At 56.3% G+C, this 22670-nt stretch carries 24 protein-coding genes and 1 tRNA gene; 17 read left to right on the top strand and 8 right to left on the bottom strand.

Translation table 11 applies throughout. The features are described from left to right. The first annotated feature begins 192 nt into the window (after positions 1–192). From glyA to ACVDG4_RS05860, 9 genes are all read left to right on the top strand, one after another. Positions 193–1500 (top strand): serine hydroxymethyltransferase, encoded by a 1308-nt coding sequence (gene glyA / locus ACVDG4_RS05900; RefSeq protein ID WP_422024387.1) that lies wholly within the window; start codon positions 193–195, stop codon positions 1498–1500. Between the two features lie 28 nt (positions 1501–1528). Next, positions 1529–2005: a transcriptional regulator NrdR gene (gene nrdR, locus ACVDG4_RS05895; RefSeq protein ID WP_133950560.1), complete on the top strand. Its 477-nt coding sequence runs from the start codon at positions 1529–1531 to the stop codon at positions 2003–2005. Positions 2006–2019: 14 nt separating this feature from the next. After that, positions 2020–3147, top strand: a complete 1128-nt coding sequence (ribD, locus tag ACVDG4_RS05890; RefSeq protein WP_447234356.1) for a bifunctional diaminohydroxyphosphoribosylaminopyrimidine deaminase/5-amino-6-(5-phosphoribosylamino)uracil reductase RibD — start codon at positions 2020–2022, stop codon at positions 3145–3147. A 1-nt stretch (position 3148) separates the two neighbouring features. Continuing rightward, complete coding sequence (locus ACVDG4_RS05885) at positions 3149–3760, top strand: riboflavin synthase (RefSeq protein WP_447234355.1); 612 nt, start codon at positions 3149–3151, stop codon at positions 3758–3760. A 168-nt stretch (positions 3761–3928) separates the two neighbouring features. Beyond that, positions 3929–4378, top strand: coding sequence for a 6,7-dimethyl-8-ribityllumazine synthase (gene ribH, locus ACVDG4_RS05880; protein ID WP_306146759.1), 450 nt, complete (start codon positions 3929–3931; stop codon positions 4376–4378). A gap of 5 nt (positions 4379–4383) precedes the next feature. Continuing rightward, entirely contained in the window at positions 4384–4917 is a 534-nt protein-coding gene (gene nusB, locus ACVDG4_RS05875) for a transcription antitermination factor NusB (protein WP_447234354.1), read from the top strand. Positions 4918–4919: 2 nt separating this feature from the next. Then, positions 4920–5918: a thiamine-phosphate kinase gene (gene thiL, locus ACVDG4_RS05870; protein ID WP_447234353.1), complete on the top strand. Its 999-nt coding sequence runs from the start codon at positions 4920–4922 to the stop codon at positions 5916–5918. Positions 5919–6053: 135 nt separating this feature from the next. After that, a complete protein-coding gene (locus ACVDG4_RS05865) occupies positions 6054–7277 on the top strand; it encodes an MFS transporter (RefSeq protein WP_447234352.1) in 1224 nt (407 codons plus the stop codon). Between the two features lie 217 nt (positions 7278–7494). After that, positions 7495–9633, top strand: coding sequence for a sodium-translocating pyrophosphatase (locus ACVDG4_RS05860; RefSeq protein ID WP_447234351.1), 2139 nt, complete (start codon positions 7495–7497; stop codon positions 9631–9633). 78 nt (positions 9634–9711) lie between these two features. Here ACVDG4_RS05860 and ACVDG4_RS05855 read toward each other — a convergent pair whose 3' ends face one another. Beyond that, entirely contained in the window at positions 9712–10149 is a 438-nt protein-coding gene (locus tag ACVDG4_RS05855) for an outer membrane protein assembly factor BamE (RefSeq protein ID WP_008197254.1), read from the bottom strand. A 114-nt stretch (positions 10150–10263) separates the two neighbouring features. Here ACVDG4_RS05855 and ACVDG4_RS05850 point away from each other — a divergent pair, with 114 nt between their 5' ends. The 6 genes from ACVDG4_RS05850 (at position 10264) to ACVDG4_RS05825 (ending at position 14714) form a co-directional block, all read left to right on the top strand. Then, positions 10264–10809, top strand: coding sequence for a ubiquinol-cytochrome C chaperone family protein (locus tag ACVDG4_RS05850; RefSeq protein WP_447234350.1), 546 nt, complete (start codon positions 10264–10266; stop codon positions 10807–10809). Positions 10810–10833: 24 nt separating this feature from the next. Continuing rightward, positions 10834–11412, top strand: coding sequence for a YceD family protein (locus tag ACVDG4_RS05845; protein ID WP_447234349.1), 579 nt, complete (start codon positions 10834–10836; stop codon positions 11410–11412). A gap of 204 nt (positions 11413–11616) precedes the next feature. Further along, complete coding sequence (plsX, locus tag ACVDG4_RS05840) at positions 11617–12681, top strand: phosphate acyltransferase PlsX (RefSeq protein ID WP_209177536.1); 1065 nt, start codon at positions 11617–11619, stop codon at positions 12679–12681. Then, positions 12678–13655: a beta-ketoacyl-ACP synthase III gene (locus ACVDG4_RS05835; RefSeq protein ID WP_447234348.1), complete on the top strand. Its 978-nt coding sequence runs from the start codon at positions 12678–12680 to the stop codon at positions 13653–13655. Before plsX ends, ACVDG4_RS05835 begins: the two co-directional genes overlap by 4 nt. Before the next feature lie 142 nt (positions 13656–13797). Beyond that, entirely contained in the window at positions 13798–14103 is a 306-nt protein-coding gene (locus ACVDG4_RS05830; protein ID WP_040451807.1) for an integration host factor subunit alpha, read from the top strand. Positions 14104–14111: 8 nt separating this feature from the next. Next, positions 14112–14714: a MerR family transcriptional regulator gene (locus ACVDG4_RS05825; protein ID WP_447234347.1), complete on the top strand. Its 603-nt coding sequence runs from the start codon at positions 14112–14114 to the stop codon at positions 14712–14714. 8 nt (positions 14715–14722) lie between these two features. Here the strand turns inward: ACVDG4_RS05825 and ACVDG4_RS05820 are convergent, their stop codons facing one another. The 3 genes from ACVDG4_RS05820 to ACVDG4_RS05810 all read right to left on the bottom strand — a co-directional run bounded on the left by ACVDG4_RS05820 (position 14723) and on the right by ACVDG4_RS05810 (position 18657). Further along, the gene (locus tag ACVDG4_RS05820; RefSeq protein WP_447234346.1) at positions 14723–16030 is read right to left on the bottom strand and encodes a hypothetical protein; all 1308 of its coding nucleotides are present in this window, start codon (positions 16028–16030) and stop codon (positions 14723–14725) included. Between the two features lie 119 nt (positions 16031–16149). After that, on the bottom strand, positions 16150–17349 hold the full coding sequence (locus ACVDG4_RS05815; RefSeq protein WP_447234345.1) for a glycerophosphodiester phosphodiesterase family protein: 1200 nt from the start codon (positions 17347–17349) through the stop codon (positions 16150–16152). A gap of 72 nt (positions 17350–17421) precedes the next feature. Then, positions 17422–18657, bottom strand: coding sequence for a cytochrome P450 (locus ACVDG4_RS05810; protein WP_447234344.1), 1236 nt, complete (start codon positions 18655–18657; stop codon positions 17422–17424). A 276-nt stretch (positions 18658–18933) separates the two neighbouring features. Here ACVDG4_RS05810 and ACVDG4_RS05805 point away from each other — a divergent pair, with 276 nt between their 5' ends. After that, positions 18934–19119, top strand: coding sequence for a hypothetical protein (locus ACVDG4_RS05805; protein ID WP_420338047.1), 186 nt, complete (start codon positions 18934–18936; stop codon positions 19117–19119). A gap of 65 nt (positions 19120–19184) precedes the next feature. On the opposite strand, the gene ACVDG4_RS05800 is transcribed toward ACVDG4_RS05805, so the two are convergent. The 3 genes from ACVDG4_RS05800 to ACVDG4_RS05790 all read right to left on the bottom strand — a co-directional run bounded on the left by ACVDG4_RS05800 (position 19185) and on the right by ACVDG4_RS05790 (position 21878). Then, positions 19185–19847, bottom strand: a complete 663-nt coding sequence (locus tag ACVDG4_RS05800) for an SOUL family heme-binding protein (RefSeq protein WP_447234343.1) — start codon at positions 19845–19847, stop codon at positions 19185–19187. A gap of 135 nt (positions 19848–19982) precedes the next feature. Continuing rightward, positions 19983–21143, bottom strand: a complete 1161-nt coding sequence (locus ACVDG4_RS05795; protein ID WP_447234342.1) for a matrixin family metalloprotease — start codon at positions 21141–21143, stop codon at positions 19983–19985. A 288-nt stretch (positions 21144–21431) separates the two neighbouring features. After that, positions 21432–21878, bottom strand: coding sequence for an ABA4-like family protein (locus ACVDG4_RS05790; RefSeq protein ID WP_447234341.1), 447 nt, complete (start codon positions 21876–21878; stop codon positions 21432–21434). Positions 21879–21964: 86 nt separating this feature from the next. Here ACVDG4_RS05790 and ACVDG4_RS05785 point away from each other — a divergent pair, with 86 nt between their 5' ends. Further along, positions 21965–22411, top strand: coding sequence for a MarR family winged helix-turn-helix transcriptional regulator (locus ACVDG4_RS05785; RefSeq protein ID WP_447234340.1), 447 nt, complete (start codon positions 21965–21967; stop codon positions 22409–22411). A 75-nt stretch (positions 22412–22486) separates the two neighbouring features. Here ACVDG4_RS05785 and ACVDG4_RS05780 read toward each other — a convergent pair. After that, positions 22487–22563, bottom strand: a tRNA-Pro gene (locus ACVDG4_RS05780). Positions 22564–22670 lie beyond the last annotated feature (107 nt).

Genomic DNA, 22670 nt, shown 5'->3' with positions numbered 1-22670 from the left:
AGTGCAGGCTGCGTTGGAAACCGAACCATGCCGGTTTCAAGAAGCCCTGCGTCGCTGTTGCTCTTGGTTCCACCCCAAGGCTGTGTTACTCCCACGCCACACAGCGGTGAGAGGACCAAGGATCTGTAAAGAATCCGGCCTGCGAAACTGCGCTACGACACAGACACAACACAACACAATAAGGATGGTGCTATGTCTTTGATGGAATCTTCCGATCAATCCGTTCAGTCGGATTTTTTCACCCGCGGTCTTGCTGAAGCAGATCCGGAACTCTTCGGCACCATCGAAAAGGAACTCGGCCGCCAGCAGCATGAGATCGAGCTGATCGCGTCTGAGAACATCGTGTCACGTGCCGTTCTTGAAGCACAGGGCTCTGTGCTCACCAACAAATACGCCGAAGGTTACCCGGGCCGGCGCTATTATGGCGGTTGTGAATTCGTAGACATGGCGGAAAATTTGGCCATCGATCGCGCAAAGAAGCTCTTTGGCTGTGGCTTTGCCAACGTTCAGCCGAACTCCGGGAGCCAGGCGAATCAGGCGGTCTTCCTTGCGCTGATCAAGCCGGGCGACACCATCCTCGGCATGAGCCTGGATGCGGGTGGTCACCTGACCCACGGGGCCAAGCCGAACCTCTCCGGCAAGTGGTTCAACGCTGTTCAGTACGGCCTGAACGTTGAAACAGGTCTGATCGACTATGATGCAATGGCTGCTTTAGCACGCGAAACCAAGCCGGCCTTGATCATTGCTGGCGGCTCTGCGTACTCGCGTCAGATCGATTTTGCCAAGTTCCGCGAAGTCGCGGATGAGGTCGGCGCGTATCTGATGGTCGACATGGCGCACTTTTCTGGTCTGGTTGCGGCTGGCGAGCATCCGAGCCCGTTCCCATATGCCGATGTTGCCACCACCACGACCCACAAGACCCTGCGCGGTCCGCGTGGCGGCATGGTGCTGACCGACAAGGAAGAGATTTCCAAGAAGATCAACTCCGCAGTATTCCCGGGTCTCCAGGGCGGTCCACTGATGCACGTAATCGCTGCGAAGGCAGTGGCGTTTGGCGAAGCCCTGACGGACGACTTCAAGAGCTACATCCGCGCAGTTCGTGAAAACGCTCAGGTTCTGGCTGAAACTTTGCGCGAAGGCGGCATGGACATCGTCTCCGATGGCACCGACACGCACCTGATGCTGGTGGACCTGCGTCCTAAAATGCTGACGGGCCGTGACGCAGAGAAGTCTCTCGGTCTGGCAAACATCACCTGTAACAAGAACGGCGTCCCGAACGACCCGCAAAAGCCGATGATCACTTCTGGTGTCCGCCTCGGCACGCCTGCGGCGACCACACGGGGCTTCGGTGTCGCAGAATTCCGCGAAGTTGGCCTGTTGATCACGGAAGTGTTGGACGGTTTGAAGGCCGCAAACAGTGAAGATGGCAACGCGGCAGTTGAAGCCGCAGTCAAAGCCAAGGTAGAAGCACTGACAGCACGGTTCCCGATTTACGGGTAAAGACCGGCTCGTTCAGGAGCTTTGACATATGAAATGTCCGTTTTGCGGCGGCGAGGAAACCCAGGTAAAGGATTCCCGCCCCACCGAGGACAACACAGCCATTCGCCGCCGCAGGATCTGCAACACCTGCGGCGGCAGATACACCACATTTGAACGTGTACAGTTGCGTGAGTTGATGGTGCTGAAGCGGTCTGGCCGCCGGGTGCCGTTCGATCGCGAAAAGCTGATGCGGTCCGTTCAGATCGCAGTGCGCAAGCGCCCGGTCGACCCGGAGCGGATTGAGCGCATGGTGAGCGGCATCGTACGCCAGCTGGAAAGCTCCGGCGAAAGCGAGATCACTGCCGAGACCATCGGCAACCACGTCATGGAAGGGCTCAAGGGCGTTGATGACGTGGCCTATGTCCGGTTCGCATCCGTTTATAAGAATTTCCGTGAGGCCAAGGATTTCGAAGCTCTCCTCGATGAGCTGAGCGATCCAGTGACACCGGTCTCCGACAAAGACTGATTTCCGGCGCGCTTATGTCTTCAATTACAGAAACCGACAACCGGTTCATGGCGGCCGCTGAACGGCTGGCCCGGCGGGGGCTTGGCCGCGTTTGGCCAAATCCGTCTGTCGCCGCCATGATCGTCCATGAAAACTCCGACGGCGTCCCTGTGCTTGTGGGACGCGGCGTCACGTCCCGGCCCGGAATGGCGCACGCGGAAGTCAACGCCCTCAACCAGGCCGGTGAATTGGCCAAAGGCGCAACGTGCTACGTTACCCTGGAGCCCTGTTCGCATTACGGACGCACGCCTCCGTGTTCGCTCGCGCTTATCGAAGCCGGTGTGTCGCGGGTCGTTGTCGGAATGCTGGACCCGAACCCGCGTGTCTCTGGACGGGGTGTCGGCATGCTTCAGGATGCTGGCATTGAGGTTGTCACAGGCGTGCGGGAGCGAGCCCTCACAGATCTCTACCGAGGTTTTACTTACCGGCAGCGCCGGCATCGGCCATCCGTTTTCCTAAAGCTCGCAGTGTCAAAAGACGGCTTCATTGGCCGGGAAGGGGAAGGCCAGATCAAGATATCCGGGCCGATCTCCATGCGTATGGTCCATGGGTTTCGGGCAGCATCAGACGCCATCCTGGTTGGCATCGGCACCGCGCTGGCCGATGATCCCCAACTGACCTGCCGTTTGCCCGGGCTGTATGCCCGCTCGCCGGTTCGGGTGGTGGTCGACCGGCAAGCCCGGCTTCCGCTCAATTCCAAACTTGTCCGGACCTGTGTGGACGTCCCCGTTTGGCTGATATGCGGAAACGGGGCAAATGCCGATCAGGTCAATGCGCTGGCTGCAGCCGGTGTCAATATCATCCGCGTACCGGCCACACCTTCCGGCATCGACCCGGATGTGATCTTGAGCGCTCTTGCAACGCGCGGTGTGACCCGGGTGATGGTGGAGGGCGGCGCACGGCTTGCCTCCTCTTTCCTGGACGCCGGGCTGGTGGACGATCTTTGTGTTGTCACCGGAGACATCGAGATTGGCGAGGGCGGCATACCTGCCTTGCATGACCTTGATCTTGCAAATGTCCTGACCGACCCCCAATTTGCCTCAATCGGAGCCCGGTACCTTGGGGCCGACCGATATACTTACCTCAGAAAGAGTGGAGCCTGACATGTTCACCGGTATTGTGACCGACCTCGGCGAGATTCAGTCCGCGTTGGACATTCCGGCAGGCAAGCGAACCCGCATCAAGACCGTGTACGACACGGACAGCTTCGATATCGGGGCGTCCATTTCCTGTGACGGCGTCTGTCACACGGTGACAGCCAAGGAGAACAGTTCAGGCGGTAACTGGTTCGAAGTTGAATCTGCCGCCGAAACCCTGGCGTTGACGAATGTCTCCGATTGGAAAGAGGGGCAAAAGCTTAATCTGGAGCGCTCGCTGACCATGGGGGCAGAGCTCGGCGGTCACCTCGTTCTCGGCCACGTTGATGGTGTTGCCGAAATCACCAAGCGCGAAGATCATCCCGACAGCGTCTATTTCCAGTTTCGTGCACCGGAGGATGTCGCCAAATTCATCGCCAAAAAAGGATCCGTGGCACTCAACGGCACATCGCTGACCGTCAATGAGGTCGACGGGCTTTTGTTTTCCGTCTTCCTGATCCCGCACACGCTGGAAGTGACCAACTGGTCAGAGAGCAAGGCCGGGGACCTCGTTAATCTGGAAGTGGATATGATGGCGCGCTATGCGGCACGTCTTGCGGAATTCACCAAGACCGGGTAGGGGACGGTCCCAACACTTTCAAGCAGATCTGAAGCCTGGACCCGAGCACATCGGATCGGCGGAACCAGATGGCAGCTATGCCGTCCGGTCTTAACGGTCTTGCAGGAATGACACTGGACAAACCGGGGCAGACGTGGTTCCTGTCGCGGCCTTACAAAGGATCAAGCTATGAGCGCTGCACCGAAACTCTTGATCATTGAAGCCCGCTTCTATGACGACCTCGCCGATTCCCTCGCCGAAGGCGCTATCGCAACGCTAGAAGCGGCGGGTGCGACTTATGAGCGTGTGGCCGTCCCTGGTGTTCTGGAGATTCCTGCAGCATTGTCGATGGCCATGACGGCCATGGAGAACGAGGGCGCACTCTACGATGGTTTTGTTCTTCTGGGTGTCGTGATCCGCGGAGAGACCACGCATTACGACATCGTGGCAAATGAATCCAACCGCGTGATCATGGACTTGATCGTCGATGCGGATCTTGCTGTCGGAAATGGTATTCTGACAGTCGAAAACAACGAACAAGCGTGGGCCCGCGCAAAAGTTGGCGACAAGAACAAGGGCGGAGGCGCGGCTCAGGCAGCTCTTGACATGATCGCCCTGCGCGAGCGCTTCGGAGTATAAGAAAAATGACCGGAAAGGCCGACCCGGACAAACCGGCACGACAAAAAAACGACAACGCAACCCGCCCCGCCAACAAGCGTGGCGTTGCCCGTCTGGCTGCCGTTCAGGCTCTGTATCAAATGGATATTGGCGGCGCACCGCTGACCAATGTTGTGAGCGAATACACGGCGTTTCGTTTGGGCAAGGAAATCGATGGCGAACAGTATCGCGACGCCGACGAGCAATGGTTCAAGCACATCCTGGCGGGCGTTGTTGCGGACCAGAAGTTCCTGGATCCCTACATCCATACTGCCTTGAAGGAAGACTGGCCGCTCAAGCGTATCGACAGCCTGCTTCGGGCCATCTTGCGCGCTGGCGGCTATGAGCTTCTGAGGCGCCGGGATGTGCCGGCCAAGGTGATCATCTCCGAATATATCGATGTCGCAAAAGCGTTCTTCGAGGATGATGAACCGGGACTGGTCAACGGTGTATTGGACCGGTTGGCCCACGAGCTGCGCAGCCCGGAGTTCCACGTCAAGGACGCGGACGGACAGGCCTGAACATGGCGGCCGACCGGCCCGGAGAGTTTGAGCTGATCAAGCGGTTTTTTGCGCCCTTGGCAAAAGACCCCGGCAGTCTTGGTTTGACGGACGATGCTGCGGTTCTCAAGCCCCGGCCGGGTTTCGATCTCGTTCTGACAAAAGACGTTCTGGCGGCTGATGTTCACTTCTTTGCCGAAGACGCCCCGGAGGCCATTGCAGCCAAGTCTTTGCGAGTCAATCTTTCCGATCTGGCAGCAAAGGGAGCCACGCCGCGCGGTTATCTTCTCGGCATAGCGCTGCCCAAAGGCTGGACGGCGGATTGGCTCGAGCGCTTCTGCAGGGGACTGGCTGCCGATCAGGCCGCTTACGATATTCAACTCCTTGGTGGTGATACCATACGATCTTCCAATGGCTTGCAGGCATCTATTACCGCGATAGGTGAAGTACCAAGCGGGAAAGCCGTCCGCCGGTGCGGTGCCAAACCCGGTGATATTGTCTTCACAACAGGCACGATCGGGGATGCCGCAGCAGGCCTTAAAGCGCGGCTCGACAGAGGTTTTGCCTCTGCAGCCGGGCTTCACGCCGACCATGAAGCGCATCTTCTAGATCGTTATTTGCTGCCGCGGCCGCGCACCCGTTTGGCACCCTTGGTCGTGAAGTACGCCAATGCGTCAATGGACATTTCTGACGGTCTCTTGTCGGACGCCGGCCATATGGCTTCTGCAAGCTCTTCGGCGATCCAGATCAATCTGGAAACTGTGCCGTTGTCACCTGCGCTGACACATCTGAAGAGCGCGGCTCCGGACGTCTTTTTCGCGTGTCTAAATGGCGGCGACGACTACGAAATTCTGGTGTCGGTTCCTGAGGCCGTTTCGCAGGCCTTTTCGGCGGAAGCTTCCGAACTCGGGTGCCCAGTGACTGCCGTCGGCAAGGTCGTGGAGGGCGAGGGGACGGTAAACCTGCTCGACTACGGTGCTCCCGTATCTGCTGATCTTCAGAACGGTTTCAGGCACTTCTAAGAGGGCCTGCTTCAACTTGATCGAAAAAGGAGCCGCGGTGCTTTGCGAGCTCCCGCAAGCGTGATAGGCAAGGTGTCTTTCCCGCGCCAAAGGCGAATACGCCCTGAGGCCTTGTCCCGTTTGAGATCCTGATTAATGACTGCTGTTGCGCAAGACGCCTTTGTCGACGACCGTTTGGCCAAAAGAAATGCTGTTCTTCTTGCTCTGGCCCAGGCGCTTGGAGGGGCATCCGCTTCCATCGTTATCACGACGGGGTCGTTGGTCGGGTACATGATGCTCGACGAAGACAAGGCGCTGGCGACTGTACCTGTATCCGCAATGGTTCTCGGAACCGCGTTTGGCACGATTCCTGCCGGGATCATCATGCGGCGTTTCGGCCGCCGGGCCGGATTCATGGGTTCTGCGTTGGTGGGTGTTGCCTCTGGTCTGCTTGCCGCCTACGCTGTGCTGCTGAACCACTTTCTGCTCTTTTCCTTTGCGTGCGGTTTGGGTGGTTTCGCAGGAGCCTTTGTCCAGCAATACAGATTTGCCGCCGCCGATACGGCGAGCGATGCATTCAAGCCCAAGGCGATCTCGTGGGTCTTGGCCGGTGGGGTGCTTGCCGGTGTTGTCGGACCACAAACCGTCATTGCCACCAAGGACATGTTTGCGCCTATCCTCTTTGCCGGAACCTATGTTGCACAGGCTGGCCTCGCCTTGATCGCCATGTTTTTGCTGGCCTTTATCAAGATCCCGAAGCCGCCGCGTCAAAGCCACAAGCAGGCTGGTGGACGGCCACTTGGGCAAATCATGAAACAACCGCGCTTCATCGTGGCGGCTGCGTGTGGCATTTGCTCCTACGCTTTGATGAGCCTTGTGATGACCGCAACACCGCTTGCCATGATCGGCTGCGGACTGAGCGAAACGGACGCTGCGCTTGGAATCCAGTGGCATGTTCTGGCCATGTTCGGCCCAAGCTTCTTTACCGGCAGCTTGATTGCGAGGTTTGGCAAGGAGCGCATCGTCTCGATCGGTCTGGCGCTTCTGGCCGGCTGTGCCGTTGTCGCCCTCATGGGGCTGGAGCTTGCCCATTTCTGGACGGCTTTGATCCTCCTTGGCCTTGGCTGGAATTTTGGCTTTATCGGTGCAACGGCCATGCTGACCGATACGTATCGTCCGGAAGAGCGCAACCTCGTTCAGGCCGTCAATGATTTCCTCGTCTTTGGATTCGTTGCGGCAGCGTCCTTCTCGTCCGGCGCGCTCCTCAACGCGTTCGGCTGGGCGACGGTTAACATCCTTGTGTTCCCGTTCGTTGTGTTGTGCATCGGTTTGTTGGTCTGGCTCGCATTGGCAGAAAGAAAAGCCGTTACAACCGCTTAAAGTCTCTGCGCAAATTCACTTCGCCGTTGCAGCATAATTGCTGCGCTGCGCAAGTTAATGACGCAACGGCATATAGAAATAATACAATCGAAGTGCTTGACGCCCCGCGCTGCTTTGCTGCTATCGTGCAGTTGCTTCACGCTGGGGAATTCAGGTGTGAGGCGATTTGGCGGGTAAAACTACAACAACACCGCCCGCCACAGCCTTGGGAGGAAGCATGATCGAGCTTGTCGTCATCATTATTTGTGGCCTCTTGTCCATCGCGTACGGCGCATGGGCAATTCAGTCCGTTATGGCAGCGGACGCGGGGAACGCCCGCATGCAGGAGATTGCTGGAGCGATCCAGGAGGGGGCCAGCGCATATCTCAACCGTCAATACACAACGATTGCCATTGTCGGTGCTGTTGTTTTTGTTCTTGCATGGATCCTGCTTTCCGGACCTGCTGCAATCGGTTTCCTCATCGGGGCCGTGTTATCCGGGGCCGCCGGATACATCGGTATGATGGTGTCTGTCCGGGCCAATGTGCGCACCGCCCAGGCCGCAAGCCAAAGCCTGGGTGCGGGACTGGAAGTTGCTTTCAAGGCCGGTGCTGTCACCGGCCTTTTGGTTGCCGGCCTCGCACTTTTGGGCGTCGCTGTCTACTACATGATCCTCACCGGTCCAATCGGCTACGCCGCCAGTGACCGTGTGGTGATCGATGCGCTGGTGGCGCTCGGTTTCGGCGCATCTCTGATTTCCATCTTCGCCCGTCTTGGCGGCGGCATCTTCACCAAGGGTGCGGATGTCGGCGGTGACCTCGTCGGCAAGGTGGAAGCTGGTATTCCGGAGGATGATCCGCGCAACCCGGCAACCATTGCGGACAACGTCGGCGACAACGTGGGCGATTGTGCCGGTATGGCGGCCGACTTGTTCGAAACCTATGCTGTGACCGTGGTTGCAACGATGGTTCTGGCGTCGATCTTCTTCACCGGTGCCCAGGCAACCGAGTTGATGTTGTTGCCGCTCCTGATCGGAGCCAGCTGCGTGGTCACGTCCATCATGGGAACGTTCTTCGTCAAACTCGGCGAAAACAACTCCATCATGGGCGCACTCTACAAAGGCTTTATCGCCACCGCCGTCCTGTCTGCGGTTGCCCTGGCCATCATCGTCTTCGGCTGGCTGGGCGCAGGGACCGAGTATACGACCTCCGGCGGCGCAAGCTTCACCGGGTTCGATCTCTTCATCTGCGGCGTGATCGGTTTGATCGTGACCGGCCTCATCATCTGGGTGACGGAGTACTACACCGGTACAGACTACCGGCCGGTGAAGTCCATCGCGCAGGCCTCTGTAACCGGACACGGAACCAACGTGATCCAGGGTCTTGCGGTCTCCCTCGAGGCAACAGCGCTTCCGGCAATCATCATCATCGTTGGCATTCTGTCGACGTATGCCTTTGCCGGGCTCTTCGGCATCGCAATCGCGGTGACGACGATGCTTGCGCTTGCGGGGATGGTCGTCGCGCTCGATGCATTCGGCCCGGTGACCGACAATGCCGGCGGTATTGCTGAAATGGCGGATCTACCGGCAGAAGTCCGGACCACAACAGATGCGCTCGATGCGGTTGGTAACACCACGAAAGCAGTGACCAAGGGCTATGCGATCGGTTCTGCCGGTCTTGGTGCCCTGGTGCTGTTTGCTGCCTACACGGAGGATCTGAAGTTCTTCAGCGCCAATGCGCAGGAAGGTTCGATCTTCTACGGCATCTCCGTGGACACCCTGTTCTCCCTGTCGAACCCGTATGTCGTTGCCGGTCTGTTGTTTGGCGGATTGCTGCCGTATCTGTTCGGCGGCATTTCGATGACTGCTGTGGGCCGGGCGGCAGGGGCCGTGGTGGAGGAAGTCCGCCGCCAGTTCAAGGAAAAGCCGGGCATCATGGAAGGCACGGAACGGCCGGACTATGGCCGGGCGGTTGACATGCTGACAAAGGCGGCGATCAAGGAAATGATCATCCCGTCGCTGCTGCCGGTTCTCTCGCCAATTGTCGTGTTCTTTGTGGTGCGTGCGGTTGCAACACCTGCGGATGCTTTTGCTGCACTCGGCGCAATGCTGCTTGGTGTGATCGTCACCGGTCTCTTCGTGGCGATTTCCATGACCGCCGGCGGCGGGGCATGGGACAACGCCAAGAAGTCCTTTGAGGACGGTTTCACCGATAAAGACGGTGTGACGCACCAGAAGGGCGGCGAAGCGCACAAGGCGTCTGTCACCGGTGATACCGTAGGGGACCCCTACAAGGATACTGCAGGTCCCGCGGTGAACCCGATGATCAAGATCACCAACATCGTGGCGCTCTTGCTGCTCGCGGTACTGGCGCACTGATCGGCGTCGAAGCCAAGAAAACAGAAAAGCCCCGGTCGAAAGACCGGGACTTTTTTCTTTGTCCAAAAAGTGTGCGGCTTATAGACCCAGGCCCGGGTTCGCCGCGCCCTTGAGGATCTGGCTGAGGAAGCCGTAGTCTGCGCCGCCGGTGCGGGTTGTCCGGGTCACAATGTCGACGATCTTGCCGTCTTCAAGGGTGTAGTTGCCCATGTCCTTCACAAAGCCATCTTCATCGAAGTAAACGGCAACAACCCGCTGTTCGACGATGTCGGGTGCCAGGAAGGCTGTCGTCGCGGTTTTTTGCGAGATGTAGTAGTACGCATCGCCGTCAAGACTTGACCTGGTCGACGGCGAACCCAAAACAAGTTCTACCTGTTCGCGGCTTGAGCCGACTTGAACCTGGCTCATCATGTTGGACGTGATGACATGGCCGTGCGTGTAGGTAGATGTAAAACAGCCACCAAGGGGCAGAGTTGCCATCAAGGGGAGTAACAGGGCGCAAGCCTTGAAGTTCATCTATGAAGTCCCGTAATGCCAGATCAGTCCGGCTGTATGTCAATTTCGTTGCTTGGCAAAGTCACTATCGTGGGATAGGGCACAAGGCAACACCTGAATTCTAAGGAGACCGCCATGATCCTCGGCTTGTTCCGCCGCAGATCTCGTGACGCCGAACACAAAACCTACTGTGAAATCGTGGCTCAAGCACGGCAGCCCGTTTTTTACACGGATTTTCTTGTCCCCGACACAATAGATGGGCGTTTCGACCTCATCGTATTGCACGCTGTCCTTTATTTTAAGCGCATGCAGGGTGAAGGCAAGAAGGTCGCCGAGTTCACGCAGGATGTCTTTGATCTCTTCTTTCAGGACATGGATGCGTCCTTGCGCGAAATGGGCGTAAGCGATACACGCGTTCCCAAGAAAGTCCGGAAGATGGGCGAGGCGTTTTTTGGCCGCGCGGACGCTTATATGGCAGCCGTTGAATCCGGAAACGCTGAGGATCTCGCGCAGGCCCTTGGCCGTAACATCTACACGGACAAAGAAGAGCCGATTGCTCAGGAACGTCTTGCTCGCTATGTCATCGCTGCCGCTGCGGAGCTGACGGGGCAAGATACGCAGGACCTTTTGAACGGTAACATCAGCTGGCCGGATCCTGCACCCTTCCTGTCTGAAAAGTGAACAAAAAGACGAGCCTCAAAAGATATGGCCAATGAAACCTTTCCTTACAGCCATAAGGTGAACGCGGCGCGGGTCGTGGACAAGGATGAGAAAATAACGGTGACGGCAAACGAGGGGGACCGGGCTGCGATTGCGACAGCCTATGACCTCGATGGCGTCAAAAGCCTTGTCGCAGATCTTGTTCTAAAGCCGTACCGGAAAGCCGGACTGCGGGTTGCAGGACACATCACGGCTGAACTGGAGCAGACCTGCGTTGTTTCTTTGGAGCCGTTCATACAGGAACTGAAACTCGACATTGACCGGACGTTTGAGCCGCATTCCAGCCGGCCTCGGAAAATTCGCGATCTCAATGAGGACGGTGAAATCGAGATCGATCTTGAATCGCTGGATCCGCCCGATGTCATAACGGACGGCGTGCTGGACCTTGGCAACGTCATATGTGAAGAGCTTGCGCTTGCGCTTGATCCGTTTCCGCGTAGACCCGGTGTTGAGTTTGAGGGTGGCGGCGAGGAAGACGCTGATCCTTCAGAGTCAATTGAGGAAACCGGCAAACCCTCTCCATTTGCTGCACTCAGTGCATTGAAAGAACCGCCCCAGAAGTAAAGCCGAACGGGATGTGCCTGCGATTACCGACGCGTAAGCGGGAGCTTTTTCGTGCAAGCTGCCATGCATTGGCAGGAAAACGGTTGTCACCTCAGCCAAAACCTTTATGTTCGCGCCCGGTTCAAGACCCCTTAGGGACCGGTTCAACATCTGTGACAGCGAGGCAATCTCCGCCTTGCCGGTAAACGTTTAAAGACTTTCTAAATGGCGAAAACGATTCCGATTTCACTTGATGTCATGGGAGGCGACCACGGAGCCGAGGTCGTAATCCCGGGCGCTGAAATTGCGCTTGTCCGGCATCCAGATATCCGGTTCCTGCTGTATGGCAATGAAAACGTCGTCCGTCCACTTCTCGACAAGTACCCGCGCGTGCGCGATGCCTCCGTTTTTCATCACTGCGAAGTCTCCATCGCCATGGACACCAAGCCCAGTCAGGCGCTGCGCCAGGGGCGGTGGAAGTCCAGCATGTGGAAGTCCATCGAGGCCGTGAAAACCGGCGATGCCGCCGTATCCGTTTCCGCTGGCAACACCGGCGCGTTGATGGCCATGTCCAAATTCTGCTTGCGTACAATGGCCAACATCGAGCGCCCGGCGATTGCAGCCATTTGGCCAACCTTGCGGGGCGAATCCGTCGTGCTCGACGTCGGCGCGACCATCGGTGCAGATGCTCAGCAGTTGATTGATTTTGCCATCTTGGGTGGAGCCATGGCGCGAGCGTTGTTCGGCATTCAAAAACCCACTGTTGGCCTCCTCAACATCGGCGTTGAAGAGGTCAAGGGACTGGAAGAGGTGCGCACGGCGGGACGCCTGCTGCGCGAAACGCCGCTACGCTCCTTGCAATACTCCGGCTTTGTCGAAGGCAATGACCTGGGCGCCGGCACGGTCGACGTGGTTGTCACCGAAGGTTTTGCCGGCAATATCGCGCTGAAGACAGCAGAAGGAACAGCCAAACAAATCGGCAGTTACCTGCGCTCTTCCATGAACCGCACTTTCATGTCGAAACTCGGCTACCTATTTGCCAAGGGCGCTTTTGACCTGCTGCGCGAGAAAATGGACCCGCGCAAGGTCAACGGCGGGGTGTTCCTTGGCCTCAACGGCATTGTCATCAAGAGCCACGGCGGAACGGATGCGGAAGGGTTCGCATCGGCCATCGATCTGGCTTACGACATGGTGAAAAACGAACTGACGCACAAGATCGCGCAAGATCTTGTGCATTACCATCGCGGGCGCTTCGCTGAAGCGGCGCCGACATCGGAAGGTGATTTGTGAGCGTTATCCGTTCAATCGTTACTGGTACCGGAAGTTATTTGCCGGAAAAAATCCTGACCAACAGCGATCTGGCCAAGATGGTCGACACTTCGGACGATTGGATCGTTCAGCGCACCGGCATTCAGCAGCGCCATGTTGCTGCTGAAGGGCAGGTGACTTCGGATCTCGCAGTAGAAGCTGCTTTGCGCGCCCTGGACAGCGCTGGCCGGAAAGCCGACGACATCGATACGATCATCCTGGCCACTGCTACGCCTGACAACACGTTTCCGGCGACCTCCGTTTCCGTGCAAGCTCGGCTCGGCATCAACCATGGCTTCGCATTCGACGTCCACGCGGTTTGCTCCGGCTTCGTCTATGCGCTCACGACGGCGGACGCCTATATCCGCGCGGGAATGTCCAAACGCTGCCTCGTGATTGGCGCAGAGACCTTTTCCAGAATTCTGGATTGGAACGACCGGACCACGTGCGTCTTGTTCGGTGACGGCGCTGGGGCTGTGGTTGTCGAAGCGTCAGATGGCGAAGGCAATACGGCCGACAGGGGTGTTCTCACGTCGCATTTGCGCTCGGATGGCCGTCATAAGGACAAGCTCTTTGTTGATGGCGGGCCGTCTTCGACCCAGACGGTTGGCTATCTGCGTATGGAAGGCAAGGAAGTCTTCAAACATGCGGTCGGTATGATCACGGATGTGATTGAAGATGCATACTCCGCCACTGGCCTGACGTCCGAGGATCTGACCTGGTTTATTCCACACCAGGCCAACAAACGCATCATCGACGCCAGTGCAAAGAAGTTGAAGATTGCGCCGGAGAAGGTCGTGACCACCGTTCAGATGCACGGAAACACGTCCGCAGCCTCCATTCCGCTGGCGCTGGATCTGGCCGTTCGGGACGGACGTGTCAAAAAAGACGATCTCATCATGCTTGAGGCGATGGGCGGTGGATTTACATGGGGCTCTGTGCTTTTGCGCTGGTAAGTACTTCTGACAGTGCAGGCAACAAATCGCAGCCCTATTAAGAGTTCCTGTTGACCGGGTCCCCTTGAGGCAATACCGTGAGAGCCTGCAGCAGAGTTTCTGTGTAAAATCAGCCAGATCAATGGCGTCCTGAGGAGGGGTTATGGGCAACCGGACTATTACCCGAGCGGATCTGTGTGAAGCCGTTTATCAGAAGGTGGGTCTTTCGCGGACCGAATCTTCGGAATTGGTGGAGCGAGTTCTTTCCGAAATTTCCGACTGTCTCGTGACGGGAGAATCGGTAAAATTGTCTAGCTTCGGGTCGTTCGTCGTCCGTTCCAAAGGGGAGCGCATCGGCCGCAACCCGAAGACCGGTGAGGAAGTTCCGATTTCCCCGCGCCGTGTGATGGTCTTCAAGCCATCGAATGTCTTGAAACAACGGATTAACGACGCCCTGACCGGCAGCTAACGGGTTGCATGAGCTCACAGGACAAAAGCCCAGACGCTTTTCGCACCATCAGCGAAGTCGCTGAGGATCTGGATTTGCCGCAACATGTGCTGCGTTTCTGGGAAACCCGCTTTTCGCAAATCAAACCGCTGAAACGGGGCGGCGGCCGACGCTATTACCGGCCGGATGACGTTGAGCTCCTCAAGGGAATCCGCCATCTTCTGTATGGTGAGGGTTACACCATCAAGGGTGTACAGCGGATTTTGAAAGAGCAGGGTCCGAAGTTCGTCATGCAAATCTGGCGCGAGGATGCCGATCCACTCATCGTCAACCAGCAGATCACGTCTTCAGCACCAGCTCCTTTAAAAGAAGAAACAACACCCGGCCAAACGGCCACTGGGGCAATGCCCTCAAGTTCGGTGCCGCACGATGTCATCGACGATGAAGCCGACAAACCTGCTGACGGGCAGGGTAGCAGCGGGTTTGGTATTTTGAGTCGCCTGCGGGGTGAAAAGCCGGAGAGCGCGGCAGCTGGTCCTGCGAAAGCGATTTCGAAAGAAGATATCCGCCGCCTGCAGTCCACCTTGTTCGAGTTGCTGGAGTGCAAGCGCACTCTGGACCGGGCGCGCTAACAGTCCCGCTATTTCCGCTTTAAAAACCGCCCAAGAAATCCGCCGCCCTTTGAGGGTTGATCGCTGGCGTTTGCCTGTTGTGCAGCAATCGCGATCTGACGGAGCTCATCCATGGACGAGCGTTTTTTCGGCCCAGCTTCTGATGCCCCACCAGCCGTCTCATCGCCGACCACGCGTGGACGTCGAGGCTGTGTACCTGGCTGGGAAGCTTCCGGCGAAGATGCGGCTGGCGGCCGGCGAATTGGCTTTACGCGATTTGCCGACGTGGCAGCCGAAGTCTCGCCAGTTTTCTGGCGGTTAAGTTGCTGTAGAATGGCCGCGTCAATCGGATCGTCGGGATCAAGAACAACCTCTTCTGCCCCGTCAATGCGTTCGCCTGTCAGGGCACCTTCGGTATCGTATTCTTTGTAGATCGTGGGAACAGGGTCTCGCTCGACACCAAGGGCCGGATTATGGACCACTTTCAGTTCAAGGCGCGGCGCGCCGCCGTCTTGCGGAGGGTGGTGAAACACCTGAATTTTTTCGTTTTCGTCTGAACCAAAAACATCTCCACTTGGAAACACCTTCCCGCGTTTGAGTGTGAAGCCAATGAACGAATAAAGCCGTTCAATGAGGTAACCGGTTGGCAGTTTGGAAGGCGTGAATTCCACCGAATAACCGATGATAGACGGGGCTCCCGAGCCGATCACGCCAATGAGCTGTTCACCGGTGAGCGGAGACGTTTCACCGTAAAGGTGGGGGTGAACATAAAGAAGAAGTGGTGTGTCTTCATCCGCCACCAGTTTGAAAGTGTCTGGTGTCATCAGGAACAAACTGGGCATCCAGAAAATGGCAGTTGGAGAAGACGCATTTGCGATGCTGTCCGTGACAGACTTCACAATCGCCATCGCCATTTGGCTCTCGCTGCTGTCAGTGAAGGTTGCAACGCTTTCACCGATCTCTTGCAAAGCCCCTTCAGGAAAAGCACCGACTGGGATAAGCCCCTTGTAGACGGAGATTTGTGTATAGGCTGTCGTCGCCTCAATAACGTCAGCAGCTTCCGGAAAACTTGACTTCACGGAGAAGCTGTTGAGCGCTGTTTCAAGCTGAGCGCTCGCTTCAAACGGCACTGTTTGCGTCACAAAAATGCGGTAGTTGCCGCAGAGAACCCGGATATCCTTCTCTGTTGATGTTTTTAGAAGTTTACACTCTTCGGCAGGCAGCCCGGCGGCGACGGCAGCGCGCACGATCATTTCCAAGACTGCGTTACCGGAAAGCGGTTCATAACGCTCCATCAGCACCTGAGCATCAATGCTCGGGGTTGGAAAGATCTTCATCTGAAAACACCATTGGACTGAAATCTCCAAAGGACTTTAGCGATGCACACGTAAAGAAGGACTTATCAATCTACGCGCGCATCGCATCTTGGTGGCTAGAAGCTCACTATTTACAAGGTCTATTTCAACCCCATGCAGGAGGCGTAAAATGTGGTTGTAGCGGGCCAGTCGGAGAAAAGACCGACAACACCGGCGTCCTGAGCAAGGACATCGACCATTTCATAAACCTTGCCATCACCGTCGATCGCATCCTTGACCGTCTGAAAGTACCAGCCGCCGCCCGTATTGAGCGGACCGGAGCGCTCCAGTGTCCAGGTGATCAGGGTAAGCCCTGCTTCGTTGGCGGCGCGCGCATAGGCAGAGGCAACAATTTCCCCTTTGTCCAGCGTCAACAAAACCCAAAGCGGGGGAGCGATGAAGTTGACACCCATTGCCTTCAGTTCGGCCATGGACGGCGAAAAGGTGCTCGGGTCGGACGGGTTCAGGTCCCGGCGGCCATCCAGATAAACAGCTTGTTTTCCGAACTCCGGCTCGTTCTCGATCCAGTAAAGAACATCATTGAGATTGAACGACTGGGGGAAGACATCAGAGGCCGGAACGCCGGCGGCCTTGTAGTCGTCGATCAGTTTCTGCGCGTAGTCTTCCTGGCTGAAACCGTCGAACGGCATATCCACCGACGGCGATTTGAGTTCCGGTGTGAACTTGACGCCGAGGTCCTTGAACAAGGCAATCGATTCCGCATGGGTCATCAATGTGCCTGTTGCCGCATAAAGGTCCGTGCGCCATCCCGCTGTGCCATCCATATAGGCTTTAACGGTCGTGGCGCTCGTGTCGGCAGCGTCCATTTTGCCCTGGAGTGTCTTGAACTCGGCAAGCGTCAGGTCAGAGGCCCTGCATTCTGCAGAGGCTTTTGTGCTGCCATCTGCAGGGCTGAACCCCTTGGTGCATTTACCAGCCAGATCTGTCGCCAAGATGTCGGTGGTCGTGTGGAGATCGTTCTGTGCGTGTCGGCAGACAAGTTCCTTGTCCTTGGTAAAGGTGACATCGCACTCCAGGATCCCTGCGCCCATCAAAGCAGCAGCCTTGTAGCTCTCTGTTGTATGTTCTGGGAACTGCAACGGCGCGCCCCGATGGCCAATCGAGAAGTCGGTCTTTCTCAGCGGCTGACCGATGCAGGCCTCAAGTTTTTCCTTCAGCGGACCTTCGGCCATCTGGTCGATCAGGTAATAGGGACGCGGTCCAAGCTCAATCGTGTCGGCAATCACGGAAGTAGACAACACAGCGAGTGCGGCAATCGAAGCTGCTTTGGTGAAGCGCATGAGGATGGAATTCTCCGTTGCTATAGGCGGCCTAGGTAACCTGCTTGAATGGCAATCAGATTACAGCCTTTGTCAGGAAGGCGACCAGCGAATTTTCAGTGCTTCCGGTCCTCGGACCGACAAGCCGCGTTTGTAGCGAACATCTTCTGCTGCCAGTTCGATCTTTGAAAACCGGCGCAGCAGGGTTGAGAAGATGATATCCATGTCGAGCCGGGCGAGGTGATTGCCGAGGCAAAAGTGAGCGCCGCGCCCAAAGGCAATGTGCCAATTAGGGGACCGACCCACATCAAAGGTATCTGCGTTTGGAAACTGCTTTGGATCGCGGTTTGCGGAACCATAGAGAACGCCAAACTTTGTGCCGCGTTCGAACCTCTGGCCGCAAACGTCCATCTCCTGTGTCACATAGCGATGGAAAAAGGGCAGGGGCGATTCATAGCGGAACATTTCCTGGACCGCCGTCTTCATCAGGCTTTGATCGTCCCGCAGCCGCAGCATCTGGTCCGGAAACTTCAAAAGCGCGTGCATGCCACTGCCCAGAACGTCGATGGTCGATCCGTGCCCGGCCATCAGTATGAGCATGGCGGTTGAAATGAACTCGTCCTCGTTCATGTGGCCGGCCTTTTGGGCCTCGATCATCACCGAAATCAGATCGTCTTTTGGCGCCGCTTCGCGTTGGCGCTTCAGGTTCGACAGGTAATGATAGAATTCGGTTGTGTTGCGCTCGGCGAGGTCCTTGCGCTCGTCAGACCGGTCGATATCGAAGTATTGAACGATGTTCTCCGACCAGATGCGCAGTTGCGGGCAGTCCGCGTCCGGAACCCCTAGAATGCGGCCGATAATGTGACCTGGAACATGGGCAGCGAGTTCCTCGATGAAGTCGATCTCTTGGCTGTCCGCCAGACTGTCAACGAGGCTGTCGACATAAGCCTGGATCTCGTCGCGCAGCTTGTTGACCATCACCGGAGTGAACAGCTTGAACACCTGCTTGCGCAGCCGGTCATGGACGTCGCCGTCGCTGTCGAGCAGGGAAAATTGCACGAAGCGGGAATGATGCGGCATGTCATGCCAGTTTCCATCACGCTTCTGTTTTGCAATCTCTTCTGCACTCGCGATGTGCTCCATGGACCGGACCATGTGTTCACTCATCACGATTTCCGAGACATCGTCAAAACGCGTGGCCAGCCAGACATCAAAATCCTCAAAATAAGTCAAACCTTCCTTCGCGCGCAGCGCCGCGTAAAACGGATGAGGATCCTGCGCGAATGCATCAGAAAGGGGATTAAATTCAAGATCGGATGTGTGGCTCATTCTAGGCTCTGGGTACTGGGCGGGCGGGGGCGGCGCTTTTTACGATTCGCAAGGGCCGCACGATATTTTTTGAGAAATACAAGCGAAAAGGGTTTCGGGCCACCCGCAGAACGGGTTTTCCGCAGGTCGAGGTTCTGTGTGAGGACATCGGCTGGGGATTGTGAGGAAAGGACAGTTTTGACAATGAGGCGAGGTGCGGTCCCCCTCCTAAGATCGGCTCACACCTGCTAAGGGCGCTGTCTCAAAAAAATGACGGCGGAAGAACAGGGGGCTGAGATGCAATTGCCGGAACGGTTTCATGAAGAATATCAAGGGTTTTTGCTGGAAACAGGCTTTGATGACCCGGATCCGCAAAGCCTTTTGATGGAGCTCGCATCGCTCAGCATGGAAGTTTATCTAAAGGAAATAGCGTGGCTGTCGGATTTTCTCGGGCGTCTGGAAGAAGGCCGCGAAGTGGCTTGAGAGTGACGGGTGTCTGGCTGATAGCGGGCCTTTTTAAAAAAAAACCGACGCAACACTCGCTGTTGTTATCGGGACAAAGGAATTTGGACTTCATTCCTCCGGAAGGGCGGCAGTGTAAAGGGCGCATTGAAATAGGCGAAAACGGGCGCGTCAGCTGCCTTTAAGCTGTTTTTGGAGAGATATTCCTCTAGCGTCTGCAAATGCCGGTTGAAGTTTCGATCGGTCCACATGCCGGAAAACCGGATGGCGGCGACCTTCTTTCCTTTTACATTTACAATCCTGATCCGGTCATCATCCGGCCGTGGCGCAGTGCGTACCGTGTATTCTGATGGCAGGTAAAAAGCGACACGCCACTCTCCATTCCCAGCCTGCTGCTGCGTGACCGGGGCGGTCATTGCAATTTCCGCCGGCTCCGCTTGCTGGCGGACGGGGGCTGTCATCTCGATTTTGTTGCTGCCTTGATTATCGCCAGAGATGTAGCGGAACAGGATCCTGAAAGCCTTGCGGGTCGCGGCGCTTCGATCGCCCACAACGGTCACCGCTGCGGCAGCCATATCCTTGTACTGCCGGATCTCGATTGGGCCATCGGACGAGAGGACCTTGTAACTCGGCTGTTCGAGTGCTGCGGCGGCAGAAGACAAAATGGCCAAAAGCGTGAAAACTGTTGGGCCTGTAATTCCCAGCCATCCCGGTTTCCGGCGGAGAAACGATAGAGGTTTATGCGTCATGCACTGAATATGGGGCAATGCCGAAGGACGGCCATAGCGCGTGTGTCATCTATGCTTGAATGCCAAGCAGTTGCGCCTCGGATCCAACCATGAAACCAGTTTCCCGTTCAGATATTCAAGCAGTCGGTATGCCGCCTATGCGACATCAACATAGCCAACAATCCCCTCATAATTGTACTGGGACAGCGTGGCGATCACATTGTCTTTTTCGGCCTCATTCGCCGTGTAGAAATGAGTGCCGGTGTCCGTATTGAAGAAACGATAAAGTGCGATGTCATCTGCATCGGCTGTGCTGTGAAGGTGATAGGCGACCCCCTCATAATTGAACTGAGAGAGCGTGGAGATTACGGAATCCCGTTCCGCAGCGCTTGCAGTGAAAAAGTGCGTCCCGGTTTCCGTATTGTAAAAACGGTAGAACTCGACCGCATTCGCATCGGTGCTGTTCACGCTTTTGTAGGCAACGCTTTCATAGCTGTATTGCGCCAAGTTGGTGCTGATTGAAACGGCTTCAGTGTGATTTGCTGAGTAAAAATGTGTGCCGGTGGAGCTGTTGAAGAAGCGGTAGACCCCCAAATCAACTTCTGGGATCGTAACCGTCGGAGTTGTTGGGGTCGTCGTCGCCGCCCCATAGATCGCCTGGACGGCGTTGATGTCATCCTGCGTCAGTGACGTGCCATAATTCTCGTTAACGACCACAGCAGCCATGATCGCGTTCGGATCCTCACTGTGCCCAATGCCCAAAGCGTGTCCGATTTCATGGATTGCCGTACTCAGGAAAGCGGTGGTGTTCCAGTTTTCTGCCGTATCAAAGATCACTTGGACGGAATCGGTTGTGTAGGTGGCTCCACCGTCACTGCTGGAAAAGAGAGAGTCTGCAAACCCTAGTGTGTTGCTCACTCCGTCGATTGCATCCATCGCAAATCTGATTTGGACAGAATTTGCATCCGTCACTTCCCGGAAGCTGATATCGGCCACTTGCGCCCAAGCATCAAAGGCTTGGCGCACCGCTTGTTGAAAATTCGGGTCCGTGATCGCGGCGTCGGAGGCGTAGGGGGTTCCGCCGACAGTTCCACTCAACGTTGTTGTTGCAAAGCTCCAGGTAACTTCCCCTCCGGATGTGCCCGGGGTGCCGCTCGTGCCCCATTTCGGAAGCGGGTTGTACAGCACAAAATCACTGACAATGTTGTAGTCGCCTTGCGTCCGTTCGGCGGTCCAACTCAAGCTGCCGGTCTTCTTTCCGTCCGAGTTATAGCTCAGTGAGAAGTCAGCCACCGGGCTGCCGCAGATAATGCACATGGTATCTCCCCGCTTAAATGCTCGTTCTTACCGGCCCCGCTGTTTTGGTTGGAAAGGCTGTCGTATTCTTTCTCAACCAATTTCCCGCTTGTGGTCTGAGGTAACACACATCAGGCCGTCAATGTTTTATCGAAGCGAAATAGCTGCCTTAAGGTAAGGCTTATGAAAGCATGCTTGGACCGGCACGGCAATTCCGCAAAGTTACAAAGTGCAACGAGCCTTTCGGCAGCTTGGAGGTAAAGAATTGGCAAGGAGCAATTGGGCTTTTTGCTCGGAGAACAGCTGCCTTTATACAGCAGCGTCATTTACCCTGGCATCAGTACCGAGTGCCGATCGCAAAGTTCCCAGCGCGACGAACATCAAAAACCCGGCGGGTCCGAACATAAAGGTCACCGGCAAACAGGGCAGAACCAACAAAAAGCTCATATTTTTGGCACGGGCACTCCGACACATCCATGCACCAACAAAAAGGTCAAATGCCAGAAAGTGGATCCAGCCCGCCATAACCGCGTTTGGATTTGAAAACAGTTGAACAACCGCGGAAAAACTCCCATAGCCACCTTCAGAGACAGGGAAAAAGCCCACGATTGCGACGTAACTAACGGCAAGAAGGGCTGGGATTGCGTAGCCTGAAATACGGTCTGACCACTTCGGGATGAGGGGCGAAATCAACAACAATACCCAGCCGAGCATCGCCAGAGAGCTCACACCGGAAAACACGGTTTCATAGTCCATTAGAAAACTCCCTGGGCTCCATCCTATGAGGTAGTAGTTATTGCAATATGCTTGCAGATGCAATCATATTGCAATAAAAAAGCCGAATGGAAGATATTTACACAATCAACGCACTGAGGCTTATGCAATCGGCAGATGAGTTTCGGGCAAAGCTCTCAGGTGAGTTTTCCGCTGTTCACGGTCTTTCCGTGAATGAGTATTTTTTGCTCATGCATCTTCAAAGAGCACCGCTCAATCGGTTGTCCCGTGTCGAGCTGGCCAAGCGCATGTATGTCAGTGCCTCCACGGTCACGCGGATGGCCGCACCGATGGAAAAGCTTGGGCTTGTGACCCGTGAGGCCGATATCCGGGACGCGCGATTGGCCTATGTCGTTCTGTCCAAATCGGGGGCTATCAGATTGGGTGAGGCGAAAGTGACCTTTGCGAAGCACGCGCGTGCAGCGTTAGGAGACCGATGGTCCAGTGCTGAATTGGACAGCCTGTCCAAACTGCTCAATCGGCTTGTCGCCGGTACGCTTCCAAATCTGACATGAACAGTTGCATTGGTCTTGTTTAGCTAAACAAAACGGAATTCAAGCTAGGTATTCAAAAAATTGTCTTGAAAATGTTGGTCGGGCAGGCCGGATTTGAACCGACGACCCCTTCACCCCCAGTGAAGTGCGCTACCAGGCTGCGCTACTGCCCGAACCCGACCTAACTATCGTGTTCGCAATCCCTGCGCAAGATGCTTGTTGGCAGGCGTCCCATGGTTTTGCCCAGCTTGTCACGCGCACCGGAAGAAGCGTCAGGAAT

It is taken from the genome of Roseibium sp. MB-4, from assembly GCF_053005265.1.
Note: the sequence above shows the minus strand (reverse complement) of the source record. Positions and strands in the feature narration are given on the sequence as shown.

What these genes read in the sequence shown, in the direction of transcription:
- glyA (WP_422024387.1), top strand. Translation starts at nt 193, where the DNA reads ATGTCTTTGATGGAATCTTCCGATCAATCCGTTCAGTCGGATTTTTTC.
- nrdR (WP_133950560.1), top strand. Translation starts at nt 1,529, where the DNA reads ATGAAATGTCCGTTTTGCGGCGGCGAGGAAACCCAGGTAAAGGATTCC.
- ribD (WP_447234356.1), top strand. Translation starts at nt 2,020, where the DNA reads ATGTCTTCAATTACAGAAACCGACAACCGGTTCATGGCGGCCGCTGAA.
- ACVDG4_RS05885 (WP_447234355.1), top strand. Translation starts at nt 3,149, where the DNA reads ATGTTCACCGGTATTGTGACCGACCTCGGCGAGATTCAGTCCGCGTTG.
- ribH (WP_306146759.1), top strand. Translation starts at nt 3,929, where the DNA reads ATGAGCGCTGCACCGAAACTCTTGATCATTGAAGCCCGCTTCTATGAC.
- nusB (WP_447234354.1), top strand. Translation starts at nt 4,384, where the DNA reads ATGACCGGAAAGGCCGACCCGGACAAACCGGCACGACAAAAAAACGAC.
- thiL (WP_447234353.1), top strand. Translation starts at nt 4,920, where the DNA reads ATGGCGGCCGACCGGCCCGGAGAGTTTGAGCTGATCAAGCGGTTTTTT.
- ACVDG4_RS05865 (WP_447234352.1), top strand. Translation starts at nt 6,054, where the DNA reads ATGACTGCTGTTGCGCAAGACGCCTTTGTCGACGACCGTTTGGCCAAA.
- ACVDG4_RS05860 (WP_447234351.1), top strand. Translation starts at nt 7,495, where the DNA reads ATGATCGAGCTTGTCGTCATCATTATTTGTGGCCTCTTGTCCATCGCG.
- ACVDG4_RS05855 (WP_008197254.1), bottom strand. Translation starts at nt 10,149, where the DNA reads ATGAACTTCAAGGCTTGCGCCCTGTTACTCCCCTTGATGGCAACTCTG.
- ACVDG4_RS05850 (WP_447234350.1), top strand. Translation starts at nt 10,264, where the DNA reads ATGATCCTCGGCTTGTTCCGCCGCAGATCTCGTGACGCCGAACACAAA.
- ACVDG4_RS05845 (WP_447234349.1), top strand. Translation starts at nt 10,834, where the DNA reads ATGGCCAATGAAACCTTTCCTTACAGCCATAAGGTGAACGCGGCGCGG.
- plsX (WP_209177536.1), top strand. Translation starts at nt 11,617, where the DNA reads ATGGCGAAAACGATTCCGATTTCACTTGATGTCATGGGAGGCGACCAC.
- ACVDG4_RS05830 (WP_040451807.1), top strand. Translation starts at nt 13,798, where the DNA reads ATGGGCAACCGGACTATTACCCGAGCGGATCTGTGTGAAGCCGTTTAT.
- ACVDG4_RS05825 (WP_447234347.1), top strand. Translation starts at nt 14,112, where the DNA reads ATGAGCTCACAGGACAAAAGCCCAGACGCTTTTCGCACCATCAGCGAA.
- ACVDG4_RS05820 (WP_447234346.1), bottom strand. Translation starts at nt 16,030, where the DNA reads ATGAAGATCTTTCCAACCCCGAGCATTGATGCTCAGGTGCTGATGGAG.
- ACVDG4_RS05815 (WP_447234345.1), bottom strand. Translation starts at nt 17,349, where the DNA reads ATGCGCTTCACCAAAGCAGCTTCGATTGCCGCACTCGCTGTGTTGTCT.
- ACVDG4_RS05810 (WP_447234344.1), bottom strand. Translation starts at nt 18,657, where the DNA reads ATGAGCCACACATCCGATCTTGAATTTAATCCCCTTTCTGATGCATTC.
- ACVDG4_RS05805 (WP_420338047.1), top strand. Translation starts at nt 18,934, where the DNA reads ATGCAATTGCCGGAACGGTTTCATGAAGAATATCAAGGGTTTTTGCTG.
- ACVDG4_RS05800 (WP_447234343.1), bottom strand. Translation starts at nt 19,847, where the DNA reads ATGACGCATAAACCTCTATCGTTTCTCCGCCGGAAACCGGGATGGCTG.
- ACVDG4_RS05795 (WP_447234342.1), bottom strand. Translation starts at nt 21,143, where the DNA reads ATGTGCATTATCTGCGGCAGCCCGGTGGCTGACTTCTCACTGAGCTAT.
- ACVDG4_RS05790 (WP_447234341.1), bottom strand. Translation starts at nt 21,878, where the DNA reads ATGGACTATGAAACCGTGTTTTCCGGTGTGAGCTCTCTGGCGATGCTC.
- ACVDG4_RS05785 (WP_447234340.1), top strand. Translation starts at nt 21,965, where the DNA reads ATGGAAGATATTTACACAATCAACGCACTGAGGCTTATGCAATCGGCA.